Source organism: Streptomyces sp. NBC_00190 (assembly GCF_036203305.1).
GTDB lineage: Bacteria > Actinomycetota > Actinomycetes > Streptomycetales > Streptomycetaceae > Streptomyces.
The window spans coordinates 8,455,546-8,470,688 of record NZ_CP108131.1; the positions used below are offsets into that span (position 1 = coordinate 8,455,546).

Consider the following 15,143-nt stretch of genomic DNA (forward strand, 5'->3'; position numbering starts at 1 on the left):
GACGGCCCCTCCTCGCAGGACCGTCGGATCGAACGAATGGGCCCTCACGTAGTGCGGCGAAGTCCTGGGGCCGCTTCTGATCCCCAGGAGGCGGAGGCGCACCGTGCAGGGTGCCACGACGAAGGAGGAAGTGGCAGATGCACAGCAGTGATGCCGTTCGGGCCCATGTGCCCAGAAGGCGGCGCCCCAGACCCCCGGTACCCATCGGGGTCCTGGTGTCGACGATTTTCGCGTTGGTCGCCGCCCTACTGGGGGCGGGGGCCCAGCAGGCGCAGGCGGCCGGAGAGACGTCCCATCAGTGCCGCTACACCGGTGACGGCAAGAACGCCGAGGACTGTGTCTTCATGCTCGCCAAGGACCAGCGGGCGATGGACGTGCCCTGGAGTTCGTCCGATTCCGGGACGTGGCTGCAGGCCTATGACCGCCACGACGGCTCCAACCAGGTGTTTTCGTTGCAACCGCAGGGTGACGGAAGTTTCCAGATCAAGACGAATTCCGGGTTGTGTCTGATGCCGGGATGGTGGGACTCCACCTGGCGGATGCGGCCTGTGGAGCAACAGCGGTGCGACGGCTCCCAGAAGTATCAGTACTGGTATTTCGAACCGGGTCAGTCCAAAGGCTCGGGAACGACGTTCATGATCCGCAACGTAGTCGACGACCAATGCATGGACGTGGCGAGCAGCTGGCTCGCCGGCCACTCCGACTACCTGAACATGTGGCCGTGTCACGGCAAGGAGAACCAGTTGTGGGGCTCCCGCTTCGGCGGCGGGAAGGACTTCACCACTGACTGGGCCGCCAAGTACGCGCTGACCAAATGTGATGCCGCCGTCCTTGCGCATTCGGCCTACCCGTACTGCAGCTACAGCCAGACGCAGGCGGCGGTGACCGGCAACGATGCAGGGGTGGCCCTGTGCCTGCAGGCGCAGCACACCGACGCAGCGATCCCGTCGACCACCGTCGACTACAAGGTGACCAACAGCACCTCCACCATCACGACGGATTCCATCGCCAACGGCACGAAGGAAACCATTACCGTCAAGCTGGGTTCCTCCAGTGATTTCTGGCACGCCGACTTCGCGGTCGAGGCATCCCAGCTGATCACCCATTCGGTCCAGACCGGTACGACCAACACGGAGGAGAAGACCTACCACGCCGTGGTCCCCGCGGCGCCTGCACACTCCACGACCTGGGTGAAGGCCTTCCCGGTCAGCAAGACCTACACCGGTCGGTTCGTCTTCGCCAAGGGCAGTTGGGACGAGTGGACCTACTCCACCGACGCCGAGATCACCGTCACCTACCCCGCCGGGTCGGGGGCCACCATGATGTACGACTCCGGTGTCGCTGCGGACAAGCTCGACGAGAACGGCCAATGGGTACGACAGCCCGCCTGCATCAGTGACGGACCGACCCGGAGCATGACCACACCAGACCAGCCCGCACCGGCTCCCGTCCAGCCGCAAAAGCCGGCCACGGCCAGCAGCTTCCACTCTGGCTTCGAGCCGAGTGATCCGGCACCGGCCTGGACCCACGCAGCCGACACGGCCGGGGGAGGCCTCCACAACGTCGACGGCCCGCAGGCAGGCATCGGCAGTGATGGAACCGCCCACACCGGCACCGGCGCACTGGTGTACTCCGGATCCACCCGGACCGGCACGGACCATGCCGACGCCTACATGAAGGTCTACGACCTGAGTGGCAGCCCGCTGGCCATCGGCACCGCGGTGCCTGACAGAAAGGCCCTCAGCTACTGGATCTACCCGCAGAGCCACGTCACCGCCGCCTCGGTCGCCGAAGGGGCGAGAAACAGCGCATGTGCCGCCGTGGACCTGGTATTCACCGACGGCAGCACCCTGCGTGACAGCTGGTCCTGGGACCAAAGGGGCCACCGGATAAGCCCCGCCGAACAGTGCACGGCCCTCACTCTCGACACCTGGAACCACGTCACGGTCAGCCTCGACGAGAACGCGGGCAAGCAGATCAGCCGGATATTGGTCGGCTACGACCAGAAGACCCCGGGCTCCGGCAGCTACCGCGGCTACATCGACGACATAGCCATCAGCTGAGACGGCAGTGAACGGAGCCGCACTCGCCGAGTGCGGCTCCGTTCACGACCGGTGCGTCGGATCGGAGTCTGTCCGGACAGAACGAATCGGCCGGGGTGAACCGGTCGGGACACCTGTCCCGGGAACAAGAACCTCAAACGCCTGCGCGGGACGCCACAGCCTCCAAGGACGTCTCGTGAGACATGGGTCAGCCTGGAGAACCGGGGCTGGTGTAGCCGAGGGTCTTGAGTGGGCGTTAAGTCCGGTCTTCCTCGGTTCGTGATCGCTCGATCGTGGGAATGCTCGCCGCCCGGGCTACCCGGTGGGCATGTCCATGCTGAGATGTGGGGCGTGAAGAGAGAGCCGTACCTCAGTGACTTGTCGGACGGGCAGTGGGCGTTGATCGAGCCGGTGATCACGGCCTGGAAGCAGGACAGGGTTGCGCGGTCGGCGACCGGGGATCCCGGGTCCTGCGACCTGAGGGAGGTCGTGAACGCGGTCTTCTGCCAGAACCGGACGGGCTGTCAGTGGCGATTGCTGCCGCATGGCTTCCCGGCCTGGTCGGCGGTGTTCTACTACTTCGGTTTGTGGCGCCAGGACGGGCTTGACCAGCGGATCCAGGAGCTCCTGCGCTGCCAGGTGCGGGAGAAGGCCCGCCGATGAGAGGACCCGTCCCTCGTGATCATCGACACCCAGTCCGTCCGCGCCGCGGCGGATGTCCCCAGGACCACGACGGGGCTGGACGCGAACAAGAAGGTCTCGGGTGGTAAGCGGGGACTGCCCGTCGACGTGCTGGGGCTGATCATCGGTGTCGTCGTCATGGCCGCGTCCGCGCACGACAATGCCGCCGGCACTGCCCTGCTCGACCAGGCCTCCGAGCGGTGCGGGATGCGCCTGGAGAAGGTGCTGGTGGACCAGGGATTCAAGGACGAAGTCATCGTCCACGGCGCCCTGCTGGACATCGACGTCGAGGTTGTCCGCCGCAACCCTGCCGGCCAGGGCAAAGGTTTTGTCCCGCAGTCGAAGCGGTGGGTGGTCGAGCAGACGAACGGCACGCTGATGCTGCACCGGCGGCTGGCCCGTGAGTACGACCACCGGCCCGACGCCTCCGCCTCACGCGTCTACTGGGCCTCCACCGCGAACATGGCCCGCCGCCTCACCAACCCCGCCCAGGCCTGGCGCGACACCATCGGGCTGGCCGCGTGAACATCACCGAACTCCTGGTGGACCTTCACATCCGGGAGAATGAGGCCACGGCCCGGGCGGACGAACTCCGCAATCAGATCGCGCACTTCACGGCCGCTCTCACCGAGACCGAAGCGCATCTTGCGGACCTGGCCACCACCCGCAAGACCATCGCCGAACTCGCACCGACCGGGACCGAACCCGATCCACCCGAGTCGAGCACCGCCTGCCAAACCATCGTGAACACCTTCAACCAGCACCCCGACCAGGTGTTCCGGGCCCGCGAACTGCACGAACTCCTCGGCATGCCCACCGACGAGGCATCCGTCAACATCACCCGCAGCCGCCTCGGACGCCTCACCCGCCAAGGCTTCCTCACCCAACCCGGACGCGGCCGCTACCAGAAACGGACTTATCGCCCACTCAGATCTCTCTCCAACCTTCAGGTGAGGTCACACCACGCCTGTTAGAAGTCCACGATGACGCAGTCACGGACCACGACAGGACCAGACACCACATCAGCTGGGCTCCGTTCGCGATCGCGGTCCCCGGAGCCCTCATGGGTTCGGTATTCGCCGCGCAGCCGTTCGCGATGAGGGTGGGTGCCGCTCTCAGCGGCGGGCTGTCACACCTGATGCTCGCCGCCCTCGACCGAAGGGAACTGGCGAACTTCCAGGCGCAGCGCAAGGTCTACACGGAGCAGCCCTGGCAGGTATGGCCATGCCGCATCGAGGCAGTGTGGGGGGAATCGGAACGCCGCCTGCTGCTCCTCGCCCCCGACGGGACAGCGGCCGCGGCATACAAGGTCTGGTCCCGGATTCGGCGTGGCTGAACATGACAGACGGACGCGGGCTCGTCTGGCTGGCCGGAGACCTCCGCTTCGGCGCACTGCTCGCCACGCCCGGCGGCGAGCCCTTCTGGTGGATGCACCCAGCCCCCTACCCGCCGCAGCCGGCCTGTCCGACGACGTCCAAGCAGCACTCACCCGCGGAGCCATGCAATTCGCCTTCGACCAATGGCTGCAATACTGACTTCGGCTTTTCAAGGTGAGGCTGGTGCGTCGAGGGTGAGGCCGGTGCCGGCTATGAAGCCGTCGAGTGTGTGGGGCCGGTATTGAAGGCGTTTGAGTCGGTTGCGGACGAGTACTTCGAGGCGGTCGAGTGCCATGACGGCGAGGTTGGCGAGGCTGCGTTTGACGTGTGCCCAGACGCCTTCGACGGGGTTCAGGTCGGGTGAGTAGGCGGGCAGCAGGAAGACTGTCAGCCACTCACGCTCGGCCACGAATTCCTGCATCCTGCGGGAGACGTGGGTGTTCAGCCGGTCCCAGACCAGCACGATCGGCGCCCTGACCAGCTGGTGGACTCCGTCGACCAGAGCGATGAAGTCCCGCTCGCCCATGCTGCGACGTGTTCCTTTGCCGGCGGGGTGGGTCCGAACGCGGTGACACAGCCGGGTCCGCATCGCGATCAGCCCGGCCACCGACAGCCGTCCCGAACGGCGACCGCTGACTGTCACGACCGGGGTGATATGCGCCGGCCCCAGGTCCGTCCCCGGGGCGGCCGTCGGGTGAAGCCGGCTTCGTCCTCGAAGCAGACGTAGCCCCCGCAGGCCGCCCGGGCCCTTTTACCTCCGCCCAGGTCGCCTCCCGCCACACGGTGACGGCCTGCTCGTCGCGTTCGGCCACCCGCCGCGCGGGCACCTGCGGACTGAAGCCGAGCCGGTGCATCAACCGGGTGGCACCCGAGACGCTGTAGGAAATGTGGAACTTCCTGCCGATCAGCGTGGCCACCCTCGATGCGGTCCACACCTGATCCTCCACCCAGCCGTGCGCGGCCGGACCCTCCTCCAGATACACGGCCAGCTTCTCCAGACACCGCGGGGACAGCCGGCACCGACTCCCGCTCGGACCGCGGGAGGCCAGAGCCTCAACACCGCCGTCCCGCCACAACTGATGCCACTGATAAGCCGACTTCACGCTCACCCGCAGCCGCCGGGCGACTTCCGACGGCTTGACCTGTTGCTCGAACAGCTCAGCCGCCTGCATCCGTACCGTCTCCCGGCGCTGACGCCCCGCAGGGGTCAGCCCACCCCCATCCGCGTATCTCACACACCACGGATACAGCCACCCGCCCACACCCATCAGGCACTTCGCAACAATTCACCCAACGAGCTGAAGTCGGTAAGAAACGGCCTAACGGCGGACCGACCGCCAGATGTGTTCGGGCAGCGCGTTGGCGGCTTCCTCCAGGTCCAGGTCCCCTACGGTGAGCCAGCGGCGGACAACACCGATAACCGGCCCCAGCACGAGGGATTCGATCACGGGGGTGGAGAGTTTGGCGAGTTCGCCGGATTCCTGGTGCGCGTGGATCCAGAGGGCGATCGGTGTCAGCCGAGCTTCCTGGGAGTCACGGATCTCCCGCGCGTGGGCCATGCCTTCACGATCCGCGGTGACGGAGTGCAAGAGACGGGCTGAGTCCGGATGGGCCTGCGCGAAGCCCAAGTAGGCCAGGACAACGGCGTGGATACCGGAACGGGCGTCTGTTGCCTGGACCAACGCTGTCACCAGAGTCTTCAGAAGCTGCTCCAACGAGCGCTGCGCGAGTACGGCGACCACGCCGTCGAGACTGCCGAAGTGGTGGTAGATGCTTCCGGAACTGACCCCGCTGGCTTTGGTGATGGCGCCGACGGTGAGACCGGCTTCCCCTGACGAGGCATAGAGGCACAGCGCTGCGTCCAGGACCTGTTCGACGGTGGCTTCGCCGCGTTGTTGCTTCGGGCTCATCGAGCAGGCGTCCTCGGTCTCGTACCGGCAGATCTCTGTGTTCCGAGTCGCGTACAGCCTAGGACACCTTTTCAAATTTATTTCTAGAAAGACTTCCAGTTCTTGAGGCGGGGTCCCACACTGGGCTTCGTGCCGGACACGAATACGCCTGTGATGCAGAGCCGCCGCGTGGCAACGGGTGCGATCGCCAGTGCGGTGGATCCGCTTGACCGATCCCCGAACGCAGTCGCCGCGGCCGCGCCGACGAGGCGGCAGCGGAGCGGCCGGTGGATCGGTCGTTGGATCGTCTGTGCGGTCACGCGAGGGCGCTCCGACTCAAGGCGTCGGCTGCTGGGCATACGGGGGGTTGTCGATGGGTGTGCGAAGGTTGGACCAGCTCTACACACGCGGTGAGTTACCCGGCCGGATGTGCGGGGGCTGCAGCCAAGTGATCGGGCGCAGGAACAGGTTCACGCTGCGGTACGCACGGCGTGGCGTCCTCCGTGCGGCTCTGCCCCTTGCTCAAGCTCGCGGCGACGGCGTTCTGAACCTTGTCGGCCTCCTGGCTGCCCACGCTCCGCCACGCCGACCCGTGTTCCCGGGCACGTCCCGGAACCTGTCGCGGACCGCCCGGTGAGGCCGGGACACCTCAGTCGGCGGACACTGCTGCGGCTGGGCGTCGGAGCGGGCGCTGCGGTCACCGTCGCCAGCTGCAGGAGCGTCGGCGGGAGAGACGGCAGCAGTCCCAGCAGCAGCGGTAGCGGCGGTGCGGCCCCTTCGTGGCATACGTGGCGACACGCCACCGGTGGCTGGGTCCAAGCGTCACCGGCAGTAGCCGACGGGGTGGTGTACATCGGCAGCCACGACAAGAGCCTCTACGCGCTGGATGCGAGCACCGGCGCCCTGCATTGGGCCTTCGCCACCGGCGACTCGGTTCAATCGTCGGCTGCGGTGGCCGACGGGGTAGTGTACTTCGGCAGCCACGACACGAACCTGTACGCGGTGGACGCGGCCACCGGGCTCAAGAGGTGGTCCTTTCCCACCCGCAGCTGGGTCGCCTCGTCGCCCGTGGTGGCCGACGGGGTGGTATATGTCGGCAGCCACGACGCGAACGTGTACGCCATCGACGCCGCCACGTGCACCAAGAAGTGGGCCTTTCCCACCGGAAAATGGATCCCATCGTCTCCAGCAATCGCGGACGGGGTTCTGTACATCGGCAGCATGGACGGGAACGTGTACGCCATCGACGCCGCCACCGGCACCAAAAAGTGGGGCTTCCCCACCGGGGAATACGTCACCGCGTCTCCAGCGGTGGTCGACGGGGTGGTGTACATCGGGGGCCGCAACGGGAACCTGTACGCGCTGGACGCCGCCACCGGTAGCAAGAAGTGGGCCTTCACCACCGGGGGATGGATCAGCTGGACCCCCGCAGTCGTTGATGGGGCGGTGTACTTCGGTGAGGGCAGGGACGTGTACGCCTTAGACGCCGCGACCGGCACCCAGAAGTGGGGCTTCAGGACACGTGGCGCGATCATGTCATCGCTGGCCATGGTCGGCGGGGTGGTGTACGTCGGCAGCCTCGACAAGAGCGTGTACGCCCTCGATGCCGCCAACGGCACCAAGAAGTGGGCGTTCACCACCGAGCAAGAGATCCACTCGTCCCCGACCGTCGTCGGCGGACTCGTGTACGTCGGCAGCAACGACGGGAACGTGTACGCCCTCGACGCGGCGACCGGCGCGGGACCGGCGTTGCCCTCTCCAACCGCCGCTGCGCCGGCGGAGACACCCACGGCCTGGACCTGAGAAAGAGAGGCCGAGACGGTTCGGTCGACGAAGCGGCGGCCCGGTCACCCTGCCCGGTACCGCCGACGCGGAGCCGCGAACTTGCGCCGAGCGGCTAACGAAGACGCTTATACGACCACATTGGAATTTCGGGGGACTCCATGGCTACCACTCCACCCACTCCACCGCCGCCTCCCAGCTCAGGTACACCGGACCGCTCAGAAGGAACCCCTGCGCCGGCCCCGACCACGCCAGCCAATCCGATCCACAACGGGGCTCCGACGGCGGACTCGGGGGAGCCTGCACCGCCGCCCGGTCCGACCGCCTGGCACGCGTTGGCCGATGACCGTCTGCCGGGGTTCCGGGGGCTCCCGCCGAAGCACCGGGCGCTGTACGCGGCGGTCGCGGCTGCCGTGATCGTGGGAGGGATCCTGTTCGGATACTACGCGAACTTCGGCCTGGATCAAGCCACGTCTACCGACCGGGCGCGCGCGGACAAGAACGCGGAGAAGACCGTCGACCGCGAGCAACCCGCCTTCGTCTCCACCATCACCCCGCCCGACTATGAACAAGAGGGGTTCGATCCGATCATGTTCGTCTTGGACAGGCCCCTGACCGCAGGTGAGCAGGCCACCCTCACAAGCCTCAGCGGCGGTAAGCCGAAGGAAGTCTGGGCGTTCATGAAATCCCTCGGCGGGCGGATCATCCAGTATCCCCCGGTCCTCCACAAGCCCTTGGCGGGCAGCCATCAGTTTCCCCGGGGCATCAACGCCCAGACGTTCGACCTGAACCTGAACAGCGACCGTGACGCCGGACTCACCATCAACAGCATGACCGCGGTCAAGGACACGTGCACCGCACCGACCGCGCAGACGGTGGTCGACATCCCCCCGGCCGGCTCCAACATCCGCCCGGGCCTGCTGTGGGACATGCCCGGCGGCCTGGCGGACAAGCCGACGGGGCCCTACGTCCTCGACGAGGGTGACGACCAGGGCCAGTTCTACTTCCGCCACAACGCCATCGACCTGGGCAACGGCCAGTCGAACATGGCCCTGCGGGTCCAGTCCCTGGTCGCCGATCAGACGTGCAAGTGGCACATCACCGCCTCGTATACCGATACCACCGGGCAGCACGATCAGCGCATCCCGACGGGCGCGGCCACCATCACCACGGAGGCGGTGCCACCGAACCCGGTCCAGTACTTCGGGCACGTCATCTCCCAAGGCTGGGGTTGCATCGGTGAGATGAGCCAGCAGGGCTGCACCGCCACGAAGACTCTAGAACGCGTACGACCAGGTGAGGGCAACTGAACCAGTGACGCCCCGTCACCGGAGGTGCACGACGCTCCTTCCTGAACGTCATCCAGGGGCCTGCTCCGCTGCGTGGACCACAACTACAACGATGGGATGTCTCCATGAGTGACCGTTCAGGAGAGGCGGATCCGCGCCAGGCGAATCGAATGCGGCGACGGGCCTTCCTGGCAGCCGGCGTGGGGGCGGCCGGAGCCGTGGCTGTTCCCCTGGGAATCCGGCTCGGCTCCGGCTCGGGCAGCGGGGGAGACGGGGGCGGGCCGACGGGAGGGAAACCTGCCAGGGGAGGACCTGCCGGTGTGGAACTCGCGCCGTCGGCGACGATCGAGGTTGACGCGGCCAACCTGAGCCCATACCTCGCGTACAGCCCTGACGGGAAGCTGTTGGCCGTTGCTCTCAAGACCAGCGTCACGCTGTTGGACGCAGTATCCGGGGCGCACATCGCCGCACTGACAGCGAAGGACCTGATGATGACCCAGGATCTCACGTTCGCGGGCGGCCTGCTCGCTCTTGGCTATGTGAAGCCACCGACTTGGGAAAACCACGTAGCAGGGGACGTGGGTGGGATCATGGTCTGGGACGTTGCCACGCAGCAGGAAGTCGCAGCGATCACCTCACCCTCCGAAGGCCTGGCCCTGGAGGGCATGTCGGCGGTGGCGCTCAGCCCGGACGGCAGGCTGGTGGCCGGTGCCCGGAACGCGAGCGACGGCATCGGCAAGGTCCCCGTGTGGGACGTACGTTCCGGTGCGCACGTCAAGGACGTGCTGGTCGGAGCCGGCGAGGGCACCCAAACAAGCAGCGTGCGAAGTGTCGCCTTCAGCCCGGACGGGAAGATCTTGGCCGCAGGACACGGCACGGCACTCAAGGGCGGCGTGACCCTGTTCGACACCTCCTCCTGGTCACAGATCGCTGCGCTGCCAGTAGAGGCCGCGACCGCCTTCGGGGTGATCGACCTCGCCTTCACCCCGGACGGCAAGAGCCTGATCGGGGCCTCCCGAACAATCTCAGTCTGGGACGTCGCCTCACACAAGCTCACCGCCACCATTGGGACCGAGGCCGATGACTACGAGAGCCTGGCAATGAGCCCGGACGGTTCCTTCGTTGCCGCACCCAGCGGCAGCTCCGAAAACGGAGGCATCACGCTGTGGGCCCTGCCGTCCGGCAAGGAAATCATCTCCGTGCCGACCGGTCGCAGGCACGCCGCCGACATCGCCCTCCACCCGGACGGCCGCACACTCGCCACCTCTACCTCCGACGGCAAGACGTACTCCACCGTGCAACTGTGGAAGATCAAGCAGCGGACCGCATGACCGTGGCAAGCCCGCGCCGAGCACAGCCCGTGCGGATGCTCGGCTCCCTTCACGTCGGGCGTGCCCGAGTACCTGGCGTGGGGGACACCGGTGGCTACGTTGCTGTACGCCCCGCCTTTGGTATCTGTGCTGCCAGGGAGAGACGTTGTCGCGGGTGGCTACCCGAGCCAGACGATGTCCAGGATGGACATGTGCCGGTGAGCCGGTTGATCACGTAGATGACGGAGAGCTGTCCTACGGACGCGGCGCGGACGTCTTCGCCTTCCGCGTCGCGGGTGTTCCACTGGGGCCAGCCCCACGGGGAGCGCACCGCGATGTCCAGGACGTCGCAAACCATCTCCTTCGCGTGCTCGGGGAGCGCGGTTACTGAGGTTGTAGGTGTGGTGTCGTCAGTGTGAGTCCGGTCGCTGTGAGGCATCCGTCGACGACGTCGCTGCGGTATTGGATCTGGCGGAGGCGATGTCGTAGCTGGCGGATGAGGTGGTCCGGGTCGGTGAAGGCGGTGTTGGTCTGGCTTGTTCGGCGGAGGACCGACCAGATCCCTTCCACGGGGTTGAGGTCGGGGGCGTAGGGCGGCAGGTGGTAGACGGTGAGCCAGTCTGTGGCGTCGATGAAGGCCCGCATCCGGTGGTCTTTGTGGACGTTGAGGTTGTCCCAGATGAGGACGATGGGGCCGTCGAGCTGCTGGTGGGCGGCGATGAGGAGGTCGCGGTACTCGGTCCAGGCGAAGCTCTTGCGGCCGCCGCTCTTGTGGTCGGTATGCCGTCTGGGCCGGTAGATGAGGCGGGAGCGTTCGCCGGGTTTGTAGCAGCACAGGGCTGCGATGGAGAAGCGTCGCTGGGAACGGCCGCGGACCCGGATGACCGGAGTGGTTCCGCGTCGGCTCCAGGCGCGTGAGGCCGGCGGCGTCATCGAAAACCCGGCTTTGTCTTCGAACACGAGCCAGGCCTTGAGCGCCGCCGCGGTGGTTCCACGTGCGGCCACACGTCTTTCACCCAGCCGGCCACGGCCGCCTCGTCACGCTCGACGGCCCGACGGGCCGGAACCTGGTGACTCCAGCCGTGCCGCCGCAGCATCTGGGAAATGCCCGACAACGTCATGGACTTGTGGAACCGGCGGCCGATCAAGGTCTTGATCCTGGCCAGCGTCCACCGCTGATCAGGCCACCCATGAGCGACCGGCCCCTTGGCCAACTCCTCCTCGAGCACCGCGAACAGCATTTTGTTGAGCTTCGGTCGGGATGCCGGACCGCGGGAACGAACCGCGTCCTGACCAGCCTCCCGCCAGGCTCGCCGCCACCGCTGAACCGACCGGACGCTGACCCGTAACTCCTTCGCGATCTCCGTACTGCCCCGCCCATCGGCGAACATACCGACCGCTTCCATCCGGACCCGCTCACGGAACGCTTGCCTCTCCGCGGTCAGACCCCCACCCTGCGGATACCTCATACAACCGGCATACCGCAACGATCACCAACCGTCAGCCCCCTACGACAACCCGCCTTCAAGTTCAGTAGCACCTTCGCGGCCTGCGGGGACAGGCGCACCGCCCATGGCTCACCGGTCACCGGCGGGTACCGAGGATGTCGTCCACATCGACGAAGCCGGTCTCGTCGCGGCCGGAGTCCATGTACGCGTCGATGGCCGGGGCCGCGGCGACGCGCAGCTGCCAGGTGCGGACGACGTCGTGGAGCGGGGTGAGGCTGTAGGTGTGGCGGGAGTCCTCCAGGGCCTTGGCCCAGTCCCGCTCGAAGGCCGGCACCCCGAATCTGATCCAGGTTCCAACGCTGATGGCGTTCCGGTCTGCGATGTTGTTGAGTGGCCGTTCCAAGTGTTCTGTGTGTTCAGAGGAGTTGACGGTGAAGAGGGCGACACGGGGATGGTGCTGGCGGTGCTGGCGGTGGTGTTGGCCGGGTGCGGAGGCGATCCGGCTGGCCGCGCGAACGGCGACTCTCTGGAGGGGCACGAGGGTGCGAGGCCGCTGGAGCAGGTGCGTGTGGCGATACCGAGCGGCGGGAGCCTTCCTGAAGGCTGGATCGGGGGAAACTGGGCGTCCAAGCCGCAGGTGGACGAGGGTGCGAAAGCGGCAAAGGAGTGCGGGCCCGATACCCAGACGAGCTGCGCCGGGCTCATGGCCTACGGCCACCGGTCCGTCGAGACCAAGGAAAACGCGGAATCGACGGGCAAGGGGGCACCCGTGTACTTCCACGTCTACTCCTTCGACACCGCCGAGAACGCGGGCGTGGCATTCAAGGGCCTGGTGGCCAACAAGCGCAAGCAGGCGTCGCAGGGCGGGAGCCCCCCGGCGCCGTTGACCGTCTCGGCGGGCGCAGACGAAACGGACGCGTTCTCCGAAGACGTCAGCGGCGAGTACAGCGTTGAGGTGATGATGCGCGTGGGCGGGGTCGTCGTCTACCTCAACGGATACGACCAGAGGAAAGCGGACGACCTGCAAGGACTCGCGAAACTTCAGATCGACCGGATCAAGAAGACAGCGGAGGGCAAGAACCCCGACGCGTGACGGCACCCGCGGCCCGGGCCCGCGAGGCCCGGACCGCGGGCCCTCACGCGTCGGCCACTACTTCCGCCAGGCGTGATTCCACGTCCCGTGTGACCACCGCCGGACCGCAGAGTGGCCGGCTGTACCTCGTCACGCGACCACGATCTGCGCGGTCACCCGCACGGCCGGCCAAGCATGGGCCCCTGAACTCGCCGTCTGCTCCCACACTCGCGCCAGCCGTGGTCATCACGGAAGCGATGCTGTTGGCGATCTTAGGTGGGCAGGTTGCGGCAGAGTCGCCCGGGCCATCCTCACGGTCAGAGCCGGCACCACACGACCCGAAGCAAACCCTCATCGCCATCCCGGCCCCCTCCGACCGGCAGAACCACCCCGCTCGACAACAGCAGCACACCGACCGCCAGCACGAACAGCATGTCGAAGTGCTTTCACCCCACCGAGCGAAGATCGCCAACAGCATCACTTCTGAGAAGTTGAGCCAGAACCACTACCCGTGAACAAAGCCAGACCCACCGGGCCCGACTTCGTGGAGTGGAGGGGCGCCGGTCCCGAGGCGTGGGAGCCACCCCCCTAAGGCCTGTGTGATGTCGTGATCATTCTTGGGTTCTGTCCTGTTCGCGGGGTGGAATCCGGTAGGACTGTGGTCGTGACACGCAGGCAACTCGCCAATGCTCAGTGGAAGTTTATCGAGCCGTACCTGCCGATCGGTAGGTACGGCCCGTACCCGGAGCGGTTGCGGGAGCAGTTCGAGGGTGTGATCTGGCGGTTCCGGTCCAGTGCCCAGTGGCGGGAGATGCCGGCCGAGTTCGGCCCGTGGGCCACCGTCTACGGACGCTTCCGCGTCTGGCGGGACGCCGGTGTATTCACCGCCCTGCTGGAAGGCCTGATCGCGGAGGGCGCCCGGGTGGGCAGAACGGACTTGTCGCTGGTCAGCGTGGATTCCACAACGGTCCGCGCCCACCATGACGCGGCGGGGATGCGCGTCAGCAAGCACCTCATGGAGGCCCTGGAAGAAGCCGCGCAGGAGCAGGAGACAGCCCGGCAAAAAGGGGCGGACCGGAGGAACAGAACGGACAGGCAGAGCGTCGGCGCATCCGGCGCAGACGCAAGCTCCGCCTGAAGGAAGCCCTGCTCGGCAGGTCCCGGGGCGGACTGACCAGCAAGATTCATCTTGCCGCGGACCGCAGCTGCCGTCCGCTTGCGCTGGTCCTGACCGCCGGACAGGCCGGGGACAGCCCGCAGTTCATCCCCGTGCTCGCGCAGGTGAGAGTCCGCCTGCCTGTCGGGCGTCCCCGCACCAGGCCCGGCGCGGTCGCCGCAGATAAGGCCTACTCGTCTCGCGGCAACCGCTCCTACCTGCGCAGACGCGGTATCAAGGCAGTCATCCCGGAAAAGCGGGACCAGGCCGCCAACCGCAAGAAGAAGGGCGCACGAGGCGGCCGACCCGTCAGCCACGACGCCGACCTCTACAAGGAACGGAACACCGTCGAACGCCTGATCAACAAGCTGAAGGCCTGGCGAGGCATCGCCACCCGCTGCGACAAGACCCCGGACAGCTACCTCGCCGGCCTCCACCTCCGCGCCGCAATGATCTGGATCGACGACCTACTGAAAGCCGCCGACTGATCACGACATCACACAGGCCCTAGTAGCCCTCTGTCCGGCGGATCCCGGCATGTGTTGCAATGGTTGAGTGAAGTTTGAACATGACAACATGGTCGGGGTCCACCTGGCCGTGTCGCTGGTAAATCTCGAGTCCAGTGGTGCCTGGGGGGCTGAGGCACTGGAACGGGCCCTGCAAGAGCATGCGATCCGGCGTTCGCGTGTCACTGGCTCGGCCGGTGAGAAGCTCAGGGCGTGGTCGCGGCGTTTGAGGCCCGTTTTCGAGGCTGCCTCGCAGGACGAGCGGTGCGAGATGATCAACGCTCTGCTCGCGGACGGCGCTGGAAGCGTGTACCTGACCACGCACGACGACTTGCGGCCACATCTGCACTTCGCACCGGACGGCCAGGACGTCCAAAGCCGTGTGAAAGCCGTGACTGCGGGAGCTCTGGCCATCTTCACCATGGAGGCCGAGGGGGAACGGCTGGGCGTCTGCTCGCTGGACTCCTGTCGGACCGCCTTCGTCGACACCAGCCGCAGCGGTCGCCGCGCCTACTGTTGCGCGCGCTGTGCCAACACCGATGCGGTCCGCCGCCACCGCATGAAGCGGCGCTAGCCTTCCGCCCGGTTGCAA

At 66.8% G+C, this 15,143-nt stretch carries 12 protein-coding genes and 2 pseudogenes; 10 read left to right on the forward strand and 4 right to left on the reverse strand.

What is annotated here, in order from left to right:
* Positions 1-215 precede the first annotated feature (215 nt).
* The 4 genes and pseudogenes from OG429_RS39315 (at position 216) to OG429_RS39330 (ending at position 4,059) form a co-directional block, all read left to right on the forward strand.
* Positions 216-2,063: an RICIN domain-containing protein gene (locus OG429_RS39315; RefSeq protein WP_328930033.1), complete on the forward strand. Its 1,848-nt coding sequence runs from the start codon at positions 216-218 to the stop codon at positions 2,061-2,063.
* A 330-nt stretch (positions 2,064-2,393) separates the two neighbouring features.
* Positions 2,394-3,248, forward strand: a pseudogene (locus OG429_RS39320) (IS5 family transposase).
* Positions 3,245-3,697, forward strand: a complete 453-nt coding sequence (locus tag OG429_RS39325) for a hypothetical protein (protein WP_328930034.1) — start codon at positions 3,245-3,247, stop codon at positions 3,695-3,697. The pseudogene OG429_RS39320 and the gene OG429_RS39325 overlap by 4 nt, the downstream one beginning before the upstream one ends.
* An 89-nt stretch (positions 3,698-3,786) precedes the next feature.
* Entirely contained in the window at positions 3,787-4,059 is a 273-nt protein-coding gene (locus tag OG429_RS39330) for a hypothetical protein (RefSeq protein ID WP_328930035.1), read from the forward strand.
* Between the two features lie 209 nt (positions 4,060-4,268).
* Here OG429_RS39330 and OG429_RS41710 read toward each other — a convergent pair.
* Positions 4,269-5,334, reverse strand: a protein-coding gene (locus tag OG429_RS41710; RefSeq protein ID WP_443051306.1) for an IS630 family transposase whose coding sequence is annotated in 2 segments (ribosomal slippage) — positions 4,269-4,755 and positions 4,754-5,334 — 1,068 coding nt in all. Because the reading frame shifts where the segments join, the coding sequence is not laid out codon by codon here.
* 84 nt (positions 5,335-5,418) lie between these two features.
* On the reverse strand, positions 5,419-6,009 hold the full coding sequence (locus OG429_RS39345) for a TetR/AcrR family transcriptional regulator (RefSeq protein ID WP_328930037.1): 591 nt from the start codon (positions 6,007-6,009) through the stop codon (positions 5,419-5,421).
* A gap of 612 nt (positions 6,010-6,621) precedes the next feature.
* On the opposite strand from OG429_RS39345, the gene OG429_RS39350 reads away from it, so the two are divergent.
* The 3 genes from OG429_RS39350 (at position 6,622) to OG429_RS39360 (ending at position 10,390) form a co-directional block, all read left to right on the forward strand.
* Positions 6,622-7,791 (forward strand): outer membrane protein assembly factor BamB family protein, encoded by a 1,170-nt coding sequence (locus OG429_RS39350; protein ID WP_328930038.1) that lies wholly within the window; start codon positions 6,622-6,624, stop codon positions 7,789-7,791.
* A gap of 314 nt (positions 7,792-8,105) precedes the next feature.
* The gene (locus OG429_RS39355; protein WP_328930039.1) at positions 8,106-9,080 is read left to right on the forward strand and encodes a hypothetical protein; all 975 of its coding nucleotides are present in this window, start codon (positions 8,106-8,108) and stop codon (positions 9,078-9,080) included.
* A 299-nt stretch (positions 9,081-9,379) separates the two neighbouring features.
* A complete protein-coding gene (locus OG429_RS39360; RefSeq protein WP_328930040.1) occupies positions 9,380-10,390 on the forward strand; it encodes a WD40 repeat domain-containing protein in 1,011 nt (336 codons plus the stop codon).
* 363 nt (positions 10,391-10,753) lie between these two features.
* On the opposite strand, the gene OG429_RS41715 is transcribed toward OG429_RS39360, so the two are convergent.
* Together OG429_RS41715 and OG429_RS39375 are read right to left on the reverse strand one after the other, a co-directional pair.
* A protein-coding gene (locus OG429_RS41715; protein ID WP_443051307.1) for an IS630 family transposase occupies positions 10,754-11,838 on the reverse strand; the annotation gives its coding sequence in 2 pieces (ribosomal slippage) (positions 10,754-11,374 and positions 11,377-11,838; 1,083 coding nt in all).
* A gap of 115 nt (positions 11,839-11,953) precedes the next feature.
* Entirely contained in the window at positions 11,954-12,220 is a 267-nt protein-coding gene (locus tag OG429_RS39375; RefSeq protein WP_328930042.1) for a DUF6247 family protein, read from the reverse strand.
* 48 nt (positions 12,221-12,268) lie between these two features.
* On the opposite strand from OG429_RS39375, the gene OG429_RS39380 reads away from it, so the two are divergent.
* The 3 genes and pseudogenes from OG429_RS39380 to OG429_RS39390 all read left to right on the forward strand — a co-directional run bounded on the left by OG429_RS39380 (position 12,269) and on the right by OG429_RS39390 (position 15,125).
* On the forward strand, positions 12,269-12,910 hold the full coding sequence (locus tag OG429_RS39380; RefSeq protein ID WP_328930043.1) for a hypothetical protein: 642 nt from the start codon (positions 12,269-12,271) through the stop codon (positions 12,908-12,910).
* Between the two features lie 643 nt (positions 12,911-13,553).
* A pseudogene (locus tag OG429_RS39385) lies at positions 13,554-14,533 on the forward strand (IS5 family transposase).
* Between the two features lie 67 nt (positions 14,534-14,600).
* A complete protein-coding gene (locus OG429_RS39390; protein ID WP_328930044.1) occupies positions 14,601-15,125 on the forward strand; it encodes a CGNR zinc finger domain-containing protein in 525 nt (174 codons plus the stop codon).
* Positions 15,126-15,143: the final 18 nt, after the last annotated feature.

Bases quoted from the DNA above. Each gene is read 5' to 3' on its own strand.
- OG429_RS39330 (WP_328930035.1), top strand. From the start codon at position 3,787: ATGGGTTCGGTATTCGCCGCGCAGCCGTTCGCGATGAGGGTGGGTGCC.
- OG429_RS39345 (WP_328930037.1), bottom strand. From the start codon at position 6,009: ATGAGCCCGAAGCAACAACGCGGCGAAGCCACCGTCGAACAGGTCCTG.
- OG429_RS39380 (WP_328930043.1), top strand. From the start codon at position 12,269: ATGGTGCTGGCGGTGCTGGCGGTGGTGTTGGCCGGGTGCGGAGGCGAT.